Source organism: Enterobacter cloacae complex sp. 397G4 (assembly GCF_050031515.1).
GTDB lineage: Bacteria > Pseudomonadota > Gammaproteobacteria > Enterobacterales > Enterobacteriaceae > Enterobacter > Enterobacter hormaechei_C.
Window position 1 is genome coordinate 1,292,501 of the sequence record NZ_JBLGWE010000001.1, and the last position, 17,004, is coordinate 1,309,504.

Annotated in this window: 17 protein-coding genes; 7 read left to right on the top strand and 10 right to left on the bottom strand. The window is 59.2% G+C overall.

The window, feature by feature from the left end; all coding sequences use genetic code 11:
• Positions 1–140: 140 nt before the first annotated feature.
• Together ACQG1Y_RS06120 and ACQG1Y_RS06125 are read left to right on the top strand one after the other, a co-directional pair.
• On the top strand, positions 141–743 hold the full coding sequence (locus tag ACQG1Y_RS06120) for a site-specific integrase (RefSeq protein WP_045344558.1): 603 nt from the start codon (positions 141–143) through the stop codon (positions 741–743).
• 136 nt (positions 744–879) lie between these two features.
• Positions 880–1,548 carry an epoxyqueuosine reductase QueH gene (locus ACQG1Y_RS06125; protein WP_023296073.1) on the top strand — a complete coding sequence of 223 codons (669 nt, stop codon included), beginning with the start codon at positions 880–882 and terminating at the stop codon, positions 1,546–1,548.
• A 135-nt stretch (positions 1,549–1,683) separates the two neighbouring features.
• Here the strand turns inward: ACQG1Y_RS06125 and ACQG1Y_RS06130 are convergent, their stop codons facing one another.
• Both ACQG1Y_RS06130 and ACQG1Y_RS06135 read right to left on the bottom strand, forming a co-directional pair.
• Positions 1,684–1,878, bottom strand: coding sequence for a hypothetical protein (locus ACQG1Y_RS06130; protein WP_023315576.1), 195 nt, complete (start codon positions 1,876–1,878; stop codon positions 1,684–1,686).
• 289 nt (positions 1,879–2,167) lie between these two features.
• The gene (locus tag ACQG1Y_RS06135) at positions 2,168–3,049 is read right to left on the bottom strand and encodes a LysR family transcriptional regulator (protein ID WP_003858850.1); all 882 of its coding nucleotides are present in this window, start codon (positions 3,047–3,049) and stop codon (positions 2,168–2,170) included.
• Positions 3,050–3,154: 105 nt separating this feature from the next.
• On the opposite strand from ACQG1Y_RS06135, the gene budA reads away from it, so the two are divergent.
• From budA to ACQG1Y_RS06155, 4 genes are all read left to right on the top strand, one after another.
• Positions 3,155–3,934, top strand: a complete 780-nt coding sequence (gene budA / locus ACQG1Y_RS06140; RefSeq protein ID WP_026080550.1) for an acetolactate decarboxylase — start codon at positions 3,155–3,157, stop codon at positions 3,932–3,934.
• Positions 3,906–5,627 (top strand): acetolactate synthase AlsS, encoded by a 1,722-nt coding sequence (alsS, locus tag ACQG1Y_RS06145; protein WP_426736698.1) that lies wholly within the window; start codon positions 3,906–3,908, stop codon positions 5,625–5,627. The genes budA and alsS overlap by 29 nt, the downstream gene beginning before the upstream one ends.
• Positions 5,628–5,647: 20 nt before the next feature.
• A complete protein-coding gene (locus ACQG1Y_RS06150) occupies positions 5,648–6,418 on the top strand; it encodes a (S)-acetoin forming diacetyl reductase (RefSeq protein WP_003858846.1) in 771 nt (256 codons plus the stop codon).
• A gap of 137 nt (positions 6,419–6,555) precedes the next feature.
• A complete protein-coding gene (locus ACQG1Y_RS06155) occupies positions 6,556–7,029 on the top strand; it encodes a cold-shock protein (RefSeq protein ID WP_017382537.1) in 474 nt (157 codons plus the stop codon).
• A 69-nt stretch (positions 7,030–7,098) separates the two neighbouring features.
• On the opposite strand, the gene ACQG1Y_RS06160 is transcribed toward ACQG1Y_RS06155, so the two are convergent.
• From ACQG1Y_RS06160 to ACQG1Y_RS06180, 5 genes are all read right to left on the bottom strand, one after another.
• A complete protein-coding gene (locus ACQG1Y_RS06160) occupies positions 7,099–7,803 on the bottom strand; it encodes an ABC transporter ATP-binding protein (RefSeq protein ID WP_232960013.1) in 705 nt (234 codons plus the stop codon).
• Positions 7,790–8,626 carry an ABC transporter ATP-binding protein gene (locus tag ACQG1Y_RS06165; protein WP_023303248.1) on the bottom strand — a complete coding sequence of 279 codons (837 nt, stop codon included), beginning with the start codon at positions 8,624–8,626 and terminating at the stop codon, positions 7,790–7,792. The genes ACQG1Y_RS06160 and ACQG1Y_RS06165 overlap by 14 nt, the downstream gene beginning before the upstream one ends.
• The gene (locus tag ACQG1Y_RS06170) at positions 8,619–9,452 is read right to left on the bottom strand and encodes an ABC transporter permease (protein WP_023296077.1); all 834 of its coding nucleotides are present in this window, start codon (positions 9,450–9,452) and stop codon (positions 8,619–8,621) included. The genes ACQG1Y_RS06165 and ACQG1Y_RS06170 overlap by 8 nt, the downstream gene beginning before the upstream one ends.
• The gene (locus ACQG1Y_RS06175) at positions 9,452–10,465 is read right to left on the bottom strand and encodes an ABC transporter permease (protein WP_045349878.1); all 1,014 of its coding nucleotides are present in this window, start codon (positions 10,463–10,465) and stop codon (positions 9,452–9,454) included. The genes ACQG1Y_RS06170 and ACQG1Y_RS06175 overlap by 1 nt, the downstream gene beginning before the upstream one ends.
• A gap of 98 nt (positions 10,466–10,563) precedes the next feature.
• The gene (locus ACQG1Y_RS06180; RefSeq protein ID WP_368740727.1) at positions 10,564–12,132 is read right to left on the bottom strand and encodes an ABC transporter substrate-binding protein; all 1,569 of its coding nucleotides are present in this window, start codon (positions 12,130–12,132) and stop codon (positions 10,564–10,566) included.
• A gap of 200 nt (positions 12,133–12,332) precedes the next feature.
• Here ACQG1Y_RS06180 and ACQG1Y_RS06185 point away from each other — a divergent pair, with 200 nt between their 5' ends.
• Positions 12,333–13,031 (top strand): GNAT family N-acetyltransferase, encoded by a 699-nt coding sequence (locus ACQG1Y_RS06185; protein WP_032103078.1) that lies wholly within the window; start codon positions 12,333–12,335, stop codon positions 13,029–13,031.
• A 93-nt stretch (positions 13,032–13,124) separates the two neighbouring features.
• Here the strand turns inward: ACQG1Y_RS06185 and betA are convergent, their stop codons facing one another.
• Genes betA through betI form a run of 3 tightly spaced genes read right to left on the bottom strand, consistent with a single transcriptional unit; the run spans position 13,125 to position 16,876 of the window.
• A complete protein-coding gene (betA, locus tag ACQG1Y_RS06190; protein ID WP_023296081.1) occupies positions 13,125–14,789 on the bottom strand; it encodes a choline dehydrogenase in 1,665 nt (554 codons plus the stop codon).
• A 13-nt stretch (positions 14,790–14,802) separates the two neighbouring features.
• A complete protein-coding gene (betB, locus tag ACQG1Y_RS06195; RefSeq protein ID WP_368740726.1) occupies positions 14,803–16,275 on the bottom strand; it encodes a betaine-aldehyde dehydrogenase in 1,473 nt (490 codons plus the stop codon).
• A gap of 13 nt (positions 16,276–16,288) precedes the next feature.
• The gene (betI, locus tag ACQG1Y_RS06200) at positions 16,289–16,876 is read right to left on the bottom strand and encodes a transcriptional regulator BetI (protein ID WP_017382531.1); all 588 of its coding nucleotides are present in this window, start codon (positions 16,874–16,876) and stop codon (positions 16,289–16,291) included.
• Between the last annotated feature and the right edge of the window lie 128 nt (positions 16,877–17,004).

Consider the following 17,004-nt stretch of genomic DNA (forward strand, 5'->3'; position numbering starts at 1 on the left):
TACTAACTCAGGTTGTTTTTTTGGACCGCTTCTGACCACAAGCGCAAGTGGGGATCTGCTGATTATCCCCATTGAAGGTCCGATGTTCGCTCATAAGAGACAACCATACTCAAATCTCCCACATTGCAGGAGATTTGAGTATGAACACGTCACCGTGGAATAAAGACCGTATCATAGGCCAAAAAAGACCACTTCAGATATCTCATATCTGGGGGATCCGAATCCGGCTTGAACTGGAAGGTAAAACGCGTGATTTAGCTCTGTTCAATATGGCCTTAGACAGTAAGCTACGAGGCTGCGATCTGGTGAACCTGAAAGTATCTGATGTTGCATATGGTAGCTCGGTTTCAAGCAGAGCAACGGTGCTGCAACAGAAAACCGGTAGCCCTGTGCAATTTGAGATAACCAAAGGGACAAGAGAAGCTGTTGCTGCATTGATAAAGCTTGGCAATTTGCACAGTAAAGACTTCTTGTTTCGGTCTCGGAGCGGAACTAACCGGCACATATCAACCCGACAATACAGCCGAATTTTTCATGGGTGGGTAGAAAAGCTTGGTCTCGAAGCTTCGCTTTACAGCACACATTCCATGAGAAGAACAAAACCTTACCTGATATACAAGAAAACCAAGAATCTCCGGGTGATCCAACTTCTGTTGGGCCATAAGAAACTGGAAAGCACAGTCCGTTATCTGGGCATCGAAGTCGATGATGCGTTAGAGATCTCTGAATCGATTGAAGTCTAAGGTTGTCAGGGCTGCAACAGCAGCCCTGTGTCAATAACAGGCATTGCGGGATATGTATGAGACTGGCCGCCATTCCCGATAGCACAGCTCTGATGCTACACTGTTTTCAGTCCTCATTACCTCATCAAATAAATTTATGACTACCGCTGATTTCAAACGCCCTAAACTAGAACTCCCAAACGGGGCTGATAAACTGCTGCTGCACTCCTGTTGCGCTCCGTGTTCTGGTGAGGTAATGGAGGCGATCCAGGCCTCAGGGATCGACTACACCATCTTCTTCTACAATCCGAACATTCATCCGCAGAAAGAGTATCTGATTCGTAAGGATGAGAATATTCGCTTTGCCGAACAGCACGGCGTACCGTTTATCGATGCGGATTACGATACAGATAACTGGTTTGAGCGCGCCAAAGGCATGGAATGGGAACCCGAGCGCGGCATTCGCTGCACCATGTGTTTTGACATGCGCTTTGAGCGGACTGCGCTTTACGCCGCTGAAAATGGCTTCAACGTGATTAGCAGCTCACTGGGCATCTCTCGCTGGAAAAATATGCAGCAAATCAACGACTGCGGTCAGCGAGCCGCCGCCCACTATCCGGGTATGGTCTATTGGGACTATAACTGGCGGAAACAGGGCGGTTCGTCGCGCATGATTGAAATCAGCAAGCGCGAACAGTTCTACCAGCAGGAATACTGCGGCTGCGTTTATTCACTGCGTGACAGCAACCTGCACCGCAAATCCCAGGGCCGTCCTCTCATTCAGATCGGTAAGCTTTACTACGGTAAAGAAGACGACCAGGCCTGATTTTATGTCACGCCCTCTGTGGCGTGACCGCCTTCCTGTGCATTCCTCTAACAAACCGTCATTCATCAAACAACGTTGTCCTTTGTGTAAGGCCGACTCAGTGAGCCGTTATATAAGGCTCCTTCACAAACTCCGCTAACAACCCAGCAGTTGCTTACAGAGCGTAGAAAATGTCACCGCATCGTCCATTTCCACCAGTACGCTCACGTACGCCGCACAGGTGCCAGCCAGTTCAAAGAGATCCGCAGAATCGGGAAGTTGCAGGTGAAGAAGGTGATGAACAGCGCTTTCTTCAGCGTGTACGTATGAAAATCCAGGGGTAGTCGCCATTTAGCATCCTCGTTGTCCAAAAAAATGTCACGTCATGCTAACGGGTTCCTACGCCCGGTTACGGATGTGCCGCAACGCAGGCACTTTACGACCGCGGAGAAGGGATGAAAAGGGATGCCCCTGAATTACATAAGATTGCTTAAAAGTTTGCGAGGCGGCTTCCAAAGGGCATTGCCGGGTGGCGGCTGCGCCTTACCCGGCCTACAAAACCGCTAACCAGCCAACCTATCCGCGACACGAACCGTAGGCCCGCGCAAGCGCAGCGCCGCCGGGCACAGCCACACCGTAGCTACCCCTCGCTCATCATCGCCAGAAACCGCTTCACCGTCCGCGAACGCTCAAAACGCCGCCAGCAGAGCGCGATATCGGTATAAAGCTCCGGTGAGCGCAGCGCATGGTAGGTGACATTCGGCGGAGAAATAGCGGCCATGGATTTCGGCACCAGCGCGAACCCGCCGCCAGCGGAGACCATGCTCAGGGAAGAGGAAAGTTGTGAGGATTGCAGCGTGTGTTGCATATCGATCCCGGCCCGCTCGCAGCTGCCGTAAACGCGGTCATACAGCCCCGGTGCTACCTCCTGGGGGAACAGCACCACCGGCGTATCCCGCAGCTCATCCAGCGCCAGATCGCCACATGCCGCCAGAGGATGATCGCGATGCAGCGCCACCACCATCGGCTCCCGATCGAGGATTTTTAATTCGAACACCTTACTGCTTTCGCACGGCAGGCGCACAAAGGCGATATCCAGCTCACCCTCCGCCAGCATCGTCGTCAGCGACGACATATTGGCTTCCACCTGGTGAACCTGCACCGCCATGTTCTGTACCTGAAACTGACGTATCAGGGCGAAGATTTTGGGATGAAAAGCATCTGAACTGGTGATGCCAATCGACAGGCTGCCGTTCAGCCCGCGCGCGATGCCCCGGGCTTTCTCCAGCGCGGCGTCGCTCAGCGCCAGGATCTTACAGGCGTCCTCATAGAAGGCCTCTCCCGCTTCGGTCAGCTCCACGCCCCGTGTCAGGCGCCTGAACAGCGGCGTGCCCACTTCCTCTTCGAGCCGTTTGATCTGCTGACTCAGAGGAGGCTGTGAAATACCCAGCGCTTTGGCCGCCCTGGTGAAGTGTCGCTCGCGTGCTACCGCGACAAAATAGCGCAGATAACGAAGTTCCATATCAAAAACGTCTCAAACCAGCATGGATTCTAGATTGGAACTCTCTGCTGAATCGGGTCAACATTTATTTAACCTTTATAAATAAAGTTGAAGAGGACGGGCATGATGATGCATTCATCTGCATGCGACTGTGAGGCGAGTTTATGCGAGACCCTGCGTGGGTTCTCGGCTCAGCATCCTGACAGCGTGATCTATCAGACATCGCTAATGAGCGCCCTGCTAAGCGGCGTCTACGAAGGGGAGACGACCATCGCCGACCTGCTGGCACACGGTGATTTTGGTCTCGGTACCTTTAACGAGCTGGACGGTGAAATGATTGCCTTCAGCAGCCAGGTGTACCAGCTGCGCGCCGACGGCAGCGCCCGCGCCGCGAAGCCGGAGCAAAAAACGCCGTTCGCGGTGATGACCTGGTTCCAGCCGCAGTACCGCAAAGCCTTCGACGGGCCGGTCAGCCGTCAGCAGATCCACGACGTGATCGACCAGCAAATCCCCTCCGACAACCTGTTCTGCGCGCTGCGCATCGACGGCAACTTCCGCCATGCCCACACCCGCACCGTACCGCGCCAGACACCGCCGTACCGGGCGATGACCGACGTGCTGGATGACCAGCCGGTGTTCCGCTTTAACCAGCGCGAGGGCGTGCTGGTCGGGTTCCGCACCCCACAGCATATGCAGGGCATTAACGTGGCGGGCTATCACGAACACTTTATCACCGACGACCGTCAGGGCGGGGGCCACCTGCTCGACTATCAGCTGGAGAACGGCGTGCTCACCTTCGGCGAAATCCACAAGCTGATGATTGACCTGCCCGCCGACAGCGCGTTTTTACAGGCCAACCTGCACCCCAGCAACCTTGATGCGGCTATCCGCGCCGTCGAAAACTAACAGGAGAACTACCGTGAACAGTGAGAAACAGTCACGTCAGTGGGCGCACGGCGCCGATATGGTTGTCGGCCAGCTGGAAGCGCAGGGTGTGAAGCAGGTGTTCGGCATACCGGGCGCAAAAATCGACAAGGTCTTTGACTCCCTGCTGGACTCCTCCATCGAGATTATCCCGGTGCGTCACGAGGCGAACGCGGCGTTTATGGCGGCAGCGGTAGGGCGGCTAACCGGTAAGGCCGGGGTCGCGCTGGTCACCTCCGGGCCGGGCTGCTCCAACCTGATCACCGGCATCGCCACCGCCAACAGCGAAGGTGACCCGGTGGTGGCGCTGGGCGGTGCGGTGAAGCGGTCAGATAAAGCGAAACTGGTGCACCAGAGCATGGATACCGTCGCCATGTTCAGCCCGGTCACCAAATACGCCGTCGAAGTCAATTCACCGGACGCGATTGCCGAGGTGGTGTCGAACGCGTTTCGCGCTGCCGAGCAGGGCAGGCCGGGCGGGGCGTTTGTCAGCCTGCCGCAGGATATTGTCGACCAGCCCACCACGGGGGCTATTTTACCCGCCAGCACCGCGGCGCTGATGGGCCCGGCGCCGGAGTCAGCCATCAACGACGTGGCGAAGCTTATCGCGAATGCCAAAAACCCGGTCATCTTACTCGGCCTGATGGCCAGCCAGCCCGCCAACAGCGCCGCGCTGCATAAGCTGCTGGAGAGAAGCCGTATTCCGGTCACCAGCACCTATCAGGCCGCCGGGGCGGTGAATCAGGAACACTTCACCCGCTTCGCCGGACGCGTCGGCCTCTTTAACAACCAGGCTGGCGACCGGCTGCTGCATCTGGCGGACCTGATTATCTGCATCGGCTACAGCCCGGTGGAGTACGAGCCGTCCATGTGGAACAGCGGCGACGCCACGCTGGTGCACATTGACGTGCTGCCCGCCTATGAGGAGCGCAAGTATGTTCCCGATCTGGAACTGGTCGGGGATATTGCCGCCACGCTGAATCTGCTTGCCAGTCGAATCGAGCACAAACTTGAACTCAGCCAGCGCGCCTCGGAAATTCTTGTCGATCGCCAGCATCAGCGGGACCTCCTCGACCGTCGCGGCGCATCGCTCAACCAGTTTGCGCTGCATCCGCTGCGCATCGTCCGGGCCATGCAGGACATCGTGAATAACGACGTAACGCTCACCGTCGACATGGGCAGCTTCCATATCTGGATCGCCCGCTACCTCTACAGCTTCCGGGCGCGTCAGGTGATGATCTCCAACGGTCAGCAGACCATGGGCGTGGCGCTGCCGTGGGCGATTGGCGCGTGGCTGGTCAACCCGGGGCGCAAGGTGGTCTCGGTCTCCGGGGACGGCGGCTTTTTGCAGTCGAGCATGGAGCTGGAAACCGCCGTACGCCTCAACGCCAACGTGCTGCACATCATCTGGGTGGATAACGCCTACAACATGGTGGCCATCCAGGAAGAGAAAAAATACCAGAGGCTTTCCGGCGTCGAGTTCGGCCCGGTCGATTTCAAAGCCTATGCCGACGCGTTCGGTGCGAAAGGCTTTGCCGTCGAGAGCGCCGATGCGCTCGAACCGACGCTGCGTGCGGCAATGGATGTCGATGGCCCGGCCGTGGTGGCCATTCCCGTTGACTACAGCGATAACCCGCTGCTGATGGGCCAGCTCCATCTCAGCCAGATTTTGTGAATCAATATAAGGACAGAGAAATGCAAAAAGTGGCTCTCGTAACCGGCTCCGGCCAGGGGATTGGCAAAGCGATCGCGCTTCGCCTGGTGAAGGATGGTTTTGCCGTTGCTATTGCGGATTACAACGAAGAGACGGCGAAAGCGGTCGCGGATGAGATCACCCGTAACGGCGGGAAGGCCGTCGCCGTGAAGGTGGACGTCTCTGACCGCGAGCAGGTGTTCGCGGCGGTGGAAAAAGCCCGCACCGCGCTGGGCGGTTTTAACGTCATCGTCAATAACGCCGGGGTGGCGCCGTCCACGCCCATCGAATCCATCACGCCGGAGATTGTCGACAAGGTTTACAACATCAACGTGAAAGGGGTGATCTGGGGCATTCAGGCCGCAATTGACGCGTTTCGTAAAGAGGGGCACGGCGGCAAGATCATCAACGCCTGCTCCCAGGCGGGCCACACCGGTAACCCGGAGCTGGCCGTCTACAGTTCCAGTAAATTCGCGGTGCGCGGCTTAACCCAGACCGCCGCGCGGGATCTCGCGCCGCTGGGGATCACCGTTAACGCCTACTGCCCGGGGATCGTCAAAACGCCGATGTGGGCGGAAATCGACCGTCAGGTCTCCGAGGCGGCGGGTAAACCGCTTGGCTACGGGACGGAAACCTTTGCCAAACGCATCACGCTTGGCCGTTTGTCCGAGCCGGAAGACGTGGCCGCCTGCGTCTCTTACCTCGCCGGGCCGGATTCCGACTACATGACCGGTCAGTCGCTGCTGATTGATGGTGGGATGGTGTTCAACTAAATACACAATACTAAAAAGCTCTGACATGAACTTTCCCCTGCTCCCGTGCAGGGGCTTTTTTTTGTCTCGTCAGCCATTGTGCATTACACTGCGCGCTGCAAAACTTTAGTCTTGAGATCTGACAGGCGGTAACAGCGATGAACGGTACAATCACAACGTGGTTTAAAGATAAAGGCTTTGGATTTATCAAAGATGAAAACGGCGACAACCGCTATTTTCATGTGATTAAGGTCGCCAACCCTGATCTGATTAAAAAAGATGCGGCGGTGACCTTCGAGCCAACCACCAACAGCAAAGGCCTTTCCGCGTATGCGGTGAAGGTGATCCCGGAGAGTAAGCATCTCTATATTGCGGGCGAGCGCGTGAAGCTCACCTCAATTAAATCCTTCGTGGTGTTCAGCGAGGAAGAGCCCGTTGAGACCAAAATCGACAAAGAGAATGCGGTGCTGTCGGTGGGGCTGCTGATGAACAGCATCAAACCAAAAACCGAGAAAAAGCCGGGCGAAATGCGCACGGTGAAGAAGCTGGCGATCACCACCTTCCAGAACACGACGATGATCTTCACTGAAGATGAGATCGACATTGATGCCACGGTGAAGCTGCTGAAGTAACGTTTTGCCGGGTGGCGGCTACGCCTTACCCGGCCTACGAAATGCGTGCGGCACTCGCCGCCGCACGGTTTACCCCATCCTGTGCTCCCCCCGCAACATTGCTTCACGGTCAAATACCCGCTGGATCTCCCCGTGCGCCATAAATGCCGCCCGGTCGGACATATGCGCAATCACGTCCGCATCGTGGCTCACCAGCAGGTAGGTCATGCCGTGCTGCGCCTTCAGGCGGTTGAGCAGGTTCAGTATCTCCGCCTGTACCGACATATCCAGCGCCGAGGTCGGTTCATCCAGCAGCAGAAGCTGCGGGCGCAGCAGCAGCGCGCGGGCAATGGCCACGCGCTGACGCTGTCCGCCGGAAAGCTGATGCGGGTAACGCCTGCTGGCGTCGGCAGCCAGACCCACCTGTTGCAGCGCATCCGCCACCTTTTCGGCAACCTGGGGTTCGCCGTGGATGTTTAACGGCTCCGACAGGGTGCGGGCAATGGTGTGGTTCGGGTGCAAAGACGCCCACGGATCCTGGAACACCATCTGCACGTTACGGCGAAGCGCGCCTTCAAAACGTCGTCCTGGCCGTAAATTTTCCCCGAGGACGGAAATGTGGCCATTCCACTCGCGCAGCAGCCCCGCCAGCACGCGCAGAAGAGTCGATTTGCCGCAGCCGGATTCACCGATCAGGCTGAAGGTTTCGCCTTTTTCGATCGCAAAACTGGCGGCGGAAACCGCCGTTTTTTCACCAAAACTCACCCGGAGCTGGTTAACCTCAACGAGTGCCATTGTCGGCCTCCTTCCACGGTTGCGAACGGTCGAGCGTCGGCAGCATCTGGCCAAACGTCCCGGCGTTCGGGCGGCAGGTCCAGAGCGTGCGCGTGTAGGGATGGGTTGCCTGCGGCAACTGGCTCGCCGCCATTTCATCAACTTTCTCACCCTGATACATCACCAGCACGCGGTCACAGTGTTCCGCGACGAGCGGCAAGTCGTGGCTGATTAACAGCATCGCCATCTGCCGCGCCTCGCACTGCTGTACCAGCAGCTCCAGGATCTGGTTGCGCAGGCGTGCGTCCAGCGCGGAAGTCGGTTCGTCGGCGATCAGCACCTGCGGGTTGTTGACGAGCGCAATGGCGATCATCACGCGCTGGCCCATGCCGCCGGAGAGTTCGCCGGGATAGCGCTGGAGCACGTGCTCGTTCAGCCCCACGGCGCGGATGATATCGTGAATGCGCGCCAGGCGTTCGGCGCGGGGCAGGCGCTGATGGAGGGTCAGCGCTTCATCAAGCTGGGCGGCGACGGTTTTCACCGGGTTTAGCGCGTAGCGCGGGTCCTGTAGAACCATCGCAATGCCGTTGCCGCGCAGCGCCTGCCAGCGGCGGCTGTTCAGGGTCAGCAGGTCGTTGCCAAGCACGTTAAGCCGCTTAGCGCTCACGATGCCGGGCTTGCGCACCAGCCCCATCAGGGCGCGGGCAGACATGGACTTGCCGGAGCCGGATTCTCCCACCAGCGCCAGCCGCTCGTTGCCTAACGTAAAGCTCAGGTTGTGGACCACGCGCGCGGCGGGGTAGTCGATATTCAGCGCATCGACGATGACGCGGTGTTCAGTCATGCTGTGGCTCCAGTACGTCGCGCAGGCCATCGCCCAGCAGGTTAAAGGCCAGGCTGGCAAACAGAATCGCCCCGCCTGGAATGGCGGCAATCCACCACTGGTCAAAAATGACCTGCATGCCGTCGGCTATCATCGCGCCCCATTCCGCCATCGGTGGACGTGCGCCCAGGCCAAGGAAGCCCAGCCCGGCGGCGGCCAGAATGATCCCGGCCAGATCCAGCGCCAGCCGTACAATCGCGGAGGGCAGGCACAGGGGCAGAATATGGCCGACCAGCAGGCGCGGGCCGCGAATGCCCATCATCTCCGCGGCGGCCAGATAATCGCTGTGGCGCAGACGCTGGATTTCACTGCGCGCCTGGCGCGCATAGGCAGGCCAGGTCGTTAAGGCCAGCGCCAGCGCGCCGTTCACCAGACCGGGGCCGAGCATCGCGACAAACGCGAAGGCGAGGATCAGGCGCGGCATCGACATCACCACGTCGGTAAAGCGCATCAGGATGCGCTCCATCCAGCCGCCGTAGTAGCCTGACAAAATCCCCACCAGCAGACCGGCGGGGAGGGTAATAACGGTGACTAAGGCCACCAGCCCCAGTGCCGGACGGGTGCCGTAGATTAATCGGGAGAGCAGATCCCGCCCATAGCTGTCGGTACCCAGCCAGTGCTGCGCGTTGGGCGGTTGCAGACGCGCGGCGGCGTCCTGCCAGTTGGGGTCATGCGGCGCAAGCCACGGTGCTAACAGGGCAATAAGCACCAGCAGCGCGATGGCGATCAGCCCGCAAAACGCGGCAGGGGAGCGGCGCAGGCGGCGTAAGAAGAGATAAAACGGCATTAGCGCACCCTGGGATCGGTCGCCCGCACAAGCAGGTCGGTAAGGTTATTGATCAGAACAAAGCAGACGCCAATCAGCAGCGTGCCGCCCATCACGGCGGTGGTGTCACCGGCGAACAGGGCCGTGGTGAGGTAGCGCCCGATGCCCGGCCACGAGAAGACGGTTTCGGTTAATACCGCGCCCTCCAGCATGCTGGTGTAGGCCAGCGCAATCACCGTCAGCAGGGTGCTGCGAATGTTCGGCAGCACGTGACGCAGCAGGATGGTCATCTCTCCGGCGCCTTTGGCGCGGGCGAGCAATATGTACTCTTTGTTCATCTCGCTCAGACAGGCGGAGCGCGTCAGGCGGGTGATACTTGCCAGCGAGTAGTAGGCCAGCAGCAGCACCGGCAGCACCAGGTGGCTGATGGCGTTGCGGAACGCCTCGCGGTCGCCGGAAAGCCAGGTATCAACCAGCGCAAATCCGGTTCGTGGCTCGACGGTGAATTGCCAGATGTCGTCCAGCCTGCCGGGGCCAGCGCTCCACTGTAGTTTCGCGTAGAACAGAGCCAGCATCAGCAGTCCGAGCCAGAATATTGGCACCGAATTGCCGAGCAGGGTGAGCGTTCTGATCGCTAAGTCCAGTGGCGAACCGACGTAGCGGGCGCACAGTACACCCGCAATCACGCCGAGTACCGTGCCGATAATTAGCGCCAGCGTTGCCAGTTCCAGCGTGGCGGGAAAGGCGTGCAGCAGGTCCTGCAATACCGGCTGACCGGTAGCGCTGGCGGTGCCTAAATCCCCGTGAGCGAGGTTTTGCAGGTAATGCCAGAACTGCACCGGCAGGGGCCGATCCAGCCCAAGCTGGTGGCGAACCTGATCGTAAGTGGACTGGCTGGCGTGATCGCCGACGATCTGCAATACGCGATCGACCGGGGAAAAGGCAGAGAGCGCAAACGTGACCAGCAGTAGCCCGAACAGCGTGAGCAGGAGAGTCAGCAGACCCTGAAGCACGCGGGTGGAAAGATGTGGCATGGGAAATCTCTTTATGCCGGGTGGCGGCTTCGCCTTACCCGGCCTACAAAAACCAGGAACGTAGGCCGGGTAAGCGCAGCGCCACCCGGCAACAAGGGCTACTTCGTAACGCGATCGTACCAGACCATATCCGCGTTCAGCCCCTGCTGATACCCCTTCACGTTATCGCGCACCACGATCTGGGTTTTGCCCTGGTCAACGAACACATACGGCGAGTTATGCTGTAACTGTTCCTGCATCTTCTTATACAGATCCAGACGTTTTGCCGGATCCGGCTCGGCAACCGCCGCCAGCGTAGCGTTGTTCAGCTCCGGAATTTTCCAGCCGTTAAGCCCGGCCACGGTGCTGGATTTCCCGTCATTCCATGCGAAGGCGCTGGCGTTGGAGTGTGCATCGAAGTAGTCCGGGATCCACAGACGTATGGCCGCCTGATGCTGTTTCGCACGCACGCGGGCGTACACCTGGCTACCCGCCGCGGGCAGCAGATCCACCTTCACGCCGCCCTGAGCGAAGCTCGCCTGCATGGATTGCGCGATGGTGATGAACGGCGGTTTATTCTCTACGTCCAGCGTGAAATGCGCGTCTTTGATGCCCGCCCTGGCGAGGATCGCTTTTGCTTTTGCCGGGTCAAACGTGAACGGATTGTCCTCCAGCGCGCCCGGCAGGCCGACCGGCAGGAAGCTCTGATGAACAAAATACTGGCCTTTCAGCAGGTCCTTGGTGATGCCTTCATAATCCACCAGCCAGCGCGAGGCTTCCCAGAACGCTGGATTATTCAGCAGCGGGTTAGCGCTGTTGCCGGTGTTAAACACCAGATAGTTTTGCTCGGCAGAAGGGATGCTAAGCACCTTCACGCCCGGCTTGCCGCTGAGGGCGATTATCTGGTCTGCACCCAGATCGCGTGCCACGTCCGCATCACCCTGCTGGATCAGCAGGCGGCGGGAAGCGGAATCGGGGACGTTTTTAATGATGATGCTTTTAAGCTTCGGCGCGCCGCCGGGTGCGGATTCGTTGGCTTCCAGCACGATGGCCTGATGCGGCTGGTAAACGCGCATTTTGAACGCGCCGCTGCCCGCAGAGTGCATTTTTAACCACGCGTTGCCGAAGTCGTTATCCTTCACGTTCGCCGCAACCTGCTTTTCATCGACGATGGAGGCAATCGGCGTGGAGAGTATATTCAGCGCTACCGACGGGCTGACGTCCGCCGTCCAGCGAAGCGTGAGGGTATGGTCGTCCACTTTCTTCAGCTGGCTGGCGATATTGCTGGCGTCCCAGCCCAGTACGTTGAGGATAAACGCCGGGGATTTGTTCAGCGTCACGGCGCGGGTATATGAGAAGATCACATCTTCCGGGCGCAGCGGGTTGCCGGAGGCAAATTTTGCATCGGGCTTAAGTTTGATGGTCAGGGTTTTTGCTGCCGCGTCCGCTTCCCAGCTTTCGGCCAGAACCGGGGTGATTTTTTCCGGGTTATCGCGGTCCGGCTGTACCAGACGCTGATACAAACTCGGTACGGTCTGGATGCTGGAAAGTTCGTTGGCTTCGGCCGGGTCAAGGCTCACGATATCATCCAGACCCTGGGCGACAACCAGCGTGTTGGGCGGGGTAGCGGCGTGAGCAGCGCTTGAGAGCGCAGCCAGCACCAGTAACGGCAGCAGTTTTTTATTCATAGCGATCCCTGAAGAAAATATATTGTGATTGTTTTATGCACCGTTACGGTAGGCTGGCTGAGGATTTCCTCAAAGTCGAAATTCTGCTTTGCTTATGCCCTCCGGGAATAACGCATTCGGTCTGGTTATGAATCACCTCTCTTTTCGTTCGCTTTTTAACCTGCTATAACAAACTCCTTACCTTTCAGGGAGTCACCGCCGTGCCCGAAATCAATCAACATGGTCAAACCGTTAATGATATTGTCCCGGACTGGAAATGCGCCCGCGCGTTAACCCGTACCCTGCTCACCGGGCAGTATTGCCGCCTGGAGCCGCTGGATGCTGACCGCCATTCGGCTGATTTGTTTGAAGCCTATGCGCTGGGTGACGACAGCGACTGGACGTGGCTTGCCAGCACCCAGCCTGTGAGCGTTGAGGCCACTGCGCACTGGGTGTTGGGAAAGGTGCTGGATGACGACCTGGTGCCCTTTGCCGTTATCGATCTGCGCACCGAAAAGGCGGTAGGGCTGGTCAGCTATATGGCGATAGAACGCTTTCAGGGCTCGGTTGAGATCGGCCACGTCACCTGGTCGCGCAGAATGAAGGGCACCCGCGTGGGTACCGAAGCGGTGTGGCTGCTGCTGAAAAATGCCTTTGAGCATCAATATCGCCGGCTGGAGTGGAAGTGCGATTCGATGAACATCGCCTCACGCAACGCGGCGGAGCGGCTGGGGTTTGTCTGGGAAGGGCGCCTGCGCCAGAAGCTGGTGCGTAAAGGACGCAACCGCGACAGCGATATGCTTTCGATTATTGACGGCGAATGGCCGCAGCGCGATGCAGAGCTGCGCGCCTGGCTGGCGGCGGAGAATTTTGACGGGGAAGGACGGCAGGTTAAGCGGCTTGAAGCATTTCGGCAATAATTTCCCCTCACCCTAACCCTCTCCCAGAGGGAGAGGGGACGATGACACCCTCTCCCTTTGGGAGAGGGCCGGGGTGAGGGGAGAAGTTCGCACTCAGCGGCGAACCGGCGCCCCATCCGCCACATAATACGCCGCCGTGCTCTTCGCCAGCGGCTCGCGCCCGCGAATGGCGTCGGCAATCTTTTCGCCAATCATGATGGTGGTGGCGTTCAGGTTGCCGGTGATAATCTGCGGCATAATCGACGCATCCACTACGCGTAACCCTTCCAGCCCGTGAACCCGGCCTTCGCCGTCGACCACCGCCATTTCGTCGTAGCCCATCTTGCAGGTGCCGCACGGGTGGAAGGCGGTTTCAGCGTGGTTGCGCACGAACTCGTCCAGCTGTTCGTCGGTCTGGCATTCCACGCCCGGGCTGATTTCACGACCGCGATACTTGTCCAGCGCAGGCTGGTGCATGATCTCGCGGGTGATGCGGATCGCGTCGCGGAACTCCTGCCAGTCCTGCTCGTGGGACATGTAGTTGAACAGGATCGCCGGATGCTGGTGCGGATCGCGCGACTTGATGCGCACGTGGCCGCGGCTCGGCGAGCGCATGGAGCCAACGTGGCACTGGAAGCCATGTTCTTTCACCGCGTTCGAGCCGTTGTAGTTAATCGCCACCGGCAGGAAGTGATACTGAATGTTTGGCCACTCGAACTCCTCGCGGCTGCGGATAAACCCGCCCGCTTCGAAGTGGTTGCTCGCGCCCACGCCTGTGCCGCCAAACAGCCACTCCGCGCCAATCTTCGGCTGGTTCCACCATTGCAGGGCAGGGTAGAGGGAGACCGGCTCCTTACATTCATACTGAAGGTACATCTCCAGGTGATCCTGCAAGTTTTCACCCACCCCGGGTAAATCATGTACCAGCGGGATATCAAACTGCTTCAGCAGTTCAGCGTTGCCCACGCCGGAGCGCTGGAGGATCTGCGGAGACGCGATGGCGCCCGCGCACAGCAGCACCTCTTTCTTCGCCGTCGCTTTTGACGGAATGGTGCTTTCGCCTTCCAGCCACTCGACGCCCACCGCGCGCTTGCCGTCAAAGATAATGTGATCGGTCATGGCGTGGGTGCGGATGGTCAGATTCGGGCGCGGTTTGGCCTGGTCCAGATAGCCGCGCGCGGTGCTGGCGCGTCGGCCCTGCGGCGTGACCGTACGGTCCATCGGGCCAAAGCCTTCCTGCTGATAGCCGTTAAGGTCGTCGGTGCGCGGGTAGCCCGCCTGCACGCCCGCCTCTACCATCGCTTCAAACAGCGGGTTCACGCCCGGCTTAGAGGTGGTGACGCTCACCGGACCGTCGCCGCCGTGGTAGTCGTTCGGCCCCACGTCGCGGGTCTCTGCCTTGCGGTAGTAGGGCAGGCAGTTGAGGTAGCTCCAGTGCTCCAGACCCGATTGTTTCGCCCAGTTGTCCAGATCCATCGCGTTACCGCGCACGTAGCACATGCCGTTGATCAGCGACGAGCCGCCCAGCCCTTTACCCCGTCCGCATTCCATGCGGCGATTGTTCATGAAAGGCTCAGGCTCGGTTTCATACGCCCAGTTGTAGCGCTTGCCCTGCAACGGGAAGGCCAGCGCGGCAGGCATCTGGGTGCGGAAGTCAAAGCGGTAGTCCGGCCCGCCCGCCTCAAGCAGCAGGACGGTGGTGTTCGGATCTTCAGTCAGTCGTGTTGCCAGTACGTTGCCGGCAGAGCCGGCTCCGATAATGATGTAGTCAAATTGCAAATAAACCTCCCGGTTAAAATATGGACTGGAATTTACCCATCTCAACCTGGATGGACTTCACCTGGGTGTAACTCTGAAGCGTCATGACGCCGTTCTCACGGCCAATGCCGGAGTGTTTGTAGCCGCCAACCGGCATCTCTGCGGCGGATTCACCCCAGGTGTTGATCCAGCAGATGCCCGCTTCGAGCTGATGAATAGCGCCGTGGGCGCGGTTCAGATCGGCGGTGACGATGCCCGCCGCCAGACCGTAGTCGGTATCATTGGCGCGGCGAATGGCCTCTTCGTCAGTGTCATAGGTAAGAATGGACATCACCGGGCCGAAGATCTCTTCGCGCACGATGGTCATTTCGTCGGTGCAGTCGGTGAACACGGTCGGGGCCACCCACGCGCCGTTGTCAAAGCCGTCACCCTTCAGCACGTCGCCGCCGCACAGCACGCGCGCGCCTTCCTCTTTGCCTTTGGCGATGTAGCGCAGCACGCTGTCGCGGTGCGGGAAGCTGACCATCGGGCCAAAGTTGGTGTTTTCATCGAACAGGTCGCCCGCGCGGATGCGGCCCACGCGCTCAACGATTTTTTGCTCAAACGCGGCTTTGACCTTCGCGGGCACGAACACGCGGGTGCCGTTGGTGCACACCTGACCGGAGCTGAAGAAGTTCGCCATCATGGCGATATCTGCCGCGAGATCCAGATCCGCGTCGTCAAACACTATCAGCGGAGATTTACCGCCCAGCTCCATCGTCACCTCTTTCAGGGACGAGGCCGCCGAGTTCGCCATCACCTTTTTGCCGCTGGCCACGCCACCGGTGAAGGAGACTTTGGCGATGCCCGGATGCTCGGTCAGGAACTGGCCGGTCTCTGCGCCCACGCCCGGCAGGACGTTAAACACGCCGTCCGGCACGCCTGCTTCGGTGTAGATCTCCGCCAGTTTCAGGGCGGTAAGCGGCGTCACTTCGCTCGGCTTGAAGATCATCGCGTTGCCCGCCGCCAGCGCCGGGGCCGATTTCCACAGGGCGATCTGGATCGGGTAGTTCCACGCGCCGATGCCCGCCACCACGCCCAGCGGCTCGCGGCGGGTGTAGACGAACGAGGTGTCGCGCAGCGGGATCTGGCTGCCTTCCAGCGCCGGGATCAGCCCCGCGTAGTACTCCAGCACGTCCGCGCCGGTAACGATGTCGACGGTCGAGGTTTCGGAATACGCTTTACCGGTGTCGAGGGTTTCCAGCGTTGCCAGCTCGTCGTTGCGCTCGCGCAGGATATCGACGGCGCGGCGCAAAATGCGCGAGCGCTCCATGGCGGTCATCGCCGCCCAGATCTTCTGCCCGCGCTGTGCGCTTTCCACGGCGCTGTCCACGTCTTCGCGCCCGGCGGCCTGCACGGTTGCCAGAACTTCACCGTTCGCCGGGTTGATGGTCTCGAAGGTGCGACCGCTGGTGGCCGATGTGTAACCACCATTGATATAAAGCTGCTGTTCTGCCATTCGGGACATAAATTCTCCTCGGTTAATCGGTCGGTAAATGCTGGCTGATAAAGTGGCTGGTGAGCGACTGGGCCAGGGTTTTATCCAGCGGTTTGCCGCTGAGCGCAGCGCGCAGCCACAGCCCGTCAATCAGTGCGGCGAGCCCGTAGCCCGCCTCTTCAGCCTGTTCACGCGGCAGCTCGCGGCGGAACTCGTACACCAGGTTAGAGAGCAATCGGCGGCTGCTGACCTGCTGCAAACGGTAGAGCATCGGCTGATGCATGCTGCTGGCCCAGAAGGCCAGCCAGGCCTTCATCGCCGCGCCGCTGATCTGGGTTTCATCAAAATTGCCGCCGACAATCGCCTGCAATCGCTGCTCTGCGCTGCCGTCCGGCAGGGCGCGTAAACGGCTTAATACCGCGTCGCGCAGCTGACCGGTGATGTCACGCATGGTCGCTTCCAGCAGACCGTTTTTATCTTTGAAATAGTGGCTGATGATCCCAGTGGATACGCCCGCCCGACGGGCGATTTGCGCGATGGTTGCGTCATGCATTCCCACTTCATTAATTGCTTCCAGCGTGGCATCGATTAGCTGCCTGCGCCGGATCGGCTGCATCCCCACTTTGGGCATTTTTGCCACTCCATTCATCAGCGTTGGTTAACTATTAAAGCGGTTTTTGATTGGACGTTCAATATAAAATGTGTCTTAATTGTTGCGGATTTGGATTTCAATAGTTACAAAAACAGTGGGGATACTGG

Coding starts and splice junctions, on each gene's coding strand:
- ACQG1Y_RS06150 (WP_003858846.1), top strand. CDS start 5,648: ATGCAAAAAGTGGCTCTCGTAACCGGCTCCGGCCAGGGGATTGGCAAA.
- ACQG1Y_RS06165 (WP_023303248.1), bottom strand. CDS start 8,626: ATGACTGAACACCGCGTCATCGTCGATGCGCTGAATATCGACTACCCC.
- ACQG1Y_RS06125 (WP_023296073.1), top strand. CDS start 880: ATGACTACCGCTGATTTCAAACGCCCTAAACTAGAACTCCCAAACGGG.
- betB (WP_368740726.1), bottom strand. CDS start 16,275: ATGTCCCGAATGGCAGAACAGCAGCTTTATATCAATGGTGGTTACACA.
- ACQG1Y_RS06130 (WP_023315576.1), bottom strand. CDS start 1,878: ATGGCGACTACCCCTGGATTTTCATACGTACACGCTGAAGAAAGCGCT.
- ACQG1Y_RS06155 (WP_017382537.1), top strand. CDS start 6,556: ATGAACGGTACAATCACAACGTGGTTTAAAGATAAAGGCTTTGGATTT.
- ACQG1Y_RS06180 (WP_368740727.1), bottom strand. CDS start 12,132: ATGAATAAAAAACTGCTGCCGTTACTGGTGCTGGCTGCGCTCTCAAGC.
- ACQG1Y_RS06135 (WP_003858850.1), bottom strand. CDS start 3,049: ATGGAACTTCGTTATCTGCGCTATTTTGTCGCGGTAGCACGCGAGCGA.
- betI (WP_017382531.1), bottom strand. CDS start 16,876: ATGCCCAAAGTGGGGATGCAGCCGATCCGGCGCAGGCAGCTAATCGAT.
- ACQG1Y_RS06170 (WP_023296077.1), bottom strand. CDS start 9,452: ATGCCGTTTTATCTCTTCTTACGCCGCCTGCGCCGCTCCCCTGCCGCG.
- ACQG1Y_RS06160 (WP_232960013.1), bottom strand. CDS start 7,803: ATGGCACTCGTTGAGGTTAACCAGCTCCGGGTGAGTTTTGGTGAAAAA.
- alsS (WP_426736698.1), top strand. CDS start 3,906: ATGCGGCTATCCGCGCCGTCGAAAACTAACAGGAGAACTACCGTGAAC.
- budA (WP_026080550.1), top strand. CDS start 3,155: ATGATGCATTCATCTGCATGCGACTGTGAGGCGAGTTTATGCGAGACC.
- ACQG1Y_RS06120 (WP_045344558.1), top strand. CDS start 141: ATGAACACGTCACCGTGGAATAAAGACCGTATCATAGGCCAAAAAAGA.
- ACQG1Y_RS06175 (WP_045349878.1), bottom strand. CDS start 10,465: ATGCCACATCTTTCCACCCGCGTGCTTCAGGGTCTGCTGACTCTCCTG.